Genomic DNA, 1,189 nt, shown 5'->3' on the forward strand with positions numbered 1-1,189 from the left:
AACTCGCAAGAGTTGGCCCTTTTTGTTTTTCCGGAGTTTAATGCAAGCTACTCCTTCTTACCCAATACATAATCTTCATCGCTACTCACAAGCGCACCGTATTTCAAGAAGTTCTTGCCTAGAATCATGCTGTATTCAAAGCGAGAGCGGTCTTGTAGGTTAACCTTGACCTTCTTCTCTAAATCACCGAGTTTGACGTTCATTTCTACCACAGGACGAATGTTTACCTTCTCGCCTTTCTTAGCTTTAATGCGCATCACATCAATCACTGGCTTAGTGAATTCTTGTTTATCGCCTTGGTTGTTTTGATAGGTAAAGGTCACCATATCTTGCCCGTCTTTCTTGAAGCGTTTAATGTTAATCGCATTCATTGACCTGTGTCTAGCTTAGCCGGGAATGTCATGCCGTTGACTTCAACAAGCTCAACATGACCGCCTTTAAACAGAGGTTCTGCGTTCAACAGGTAGTCGGCGCGAGTGTTGATATACACGCCCTCTTTAGCCATTTTTTTGCCTAGAACGAAGTAAGGCACCTTTTCACTCATGTCTAACACATCAAGGGCAAACTCTCGCTCATGAGCTTCACCCGATACAACAAAATCTGCACTCACTACTGGGCGAACATCCTCGCCGACTTTCAGCTTCTTAATCACCTTTTTAGAGACTTTTTGCTGCTCGCCATCCGCATCTAACAAAAAGAACTCAACGGTTTCATCATCACCCGAGCCCGTCATTTCAAAACTTTCCACCTTTAGAACCGGAGTACTCACGTTGAACGAAGCAACGGCTTTGAGTGGGAAGTGATCCAGCGTGATGTCCTCTTCTGGCGAGATAATCAAAGCCTCACCTGACTTGGTAGCATCTTGAAAGCTCTCAGCGCCAGACGAAAGTAAGTTTTCTGCGTTGCTGTTGATCATGAAGTGTTCACTGGCCGTCATGGTGCCAATTCTTAGCTGGGAGTCGCTACCTGAACGGTCACGTAAATAAACCAAGATATCTCGCGTAGTGTCTTTACCTAATTGAACAGGCACGTACACGAGAGGCCTTTGCTTACCGCTCACGTTGAGCATACGTACCAGAGGTAAACTCACCTCTTTCTTTTGACCATCACTGCTAACCATGCCAAAGGTCACTTGATTGTTTTTCTTATCAATATCAACCTCTTCAGCATGTAGATTGCTGTAGCGGTT

Annotated in this window: 1 pseudogene; it reads right to left on the reverse strand. The window is 44.9% G+C overall.

The features are described from left to right. Positions 1 to 47 precede the first annotated feature (47 nt). Positions 48 to 1,189, reverse strand: a pseudogene (locus KIV40_RS25900) (ATP-dependent zinc protease); the annotation flags it as partial.

The sequence above is a fragment of the Vibrio sp. D173a genome, from assembly GCF_030248475.1.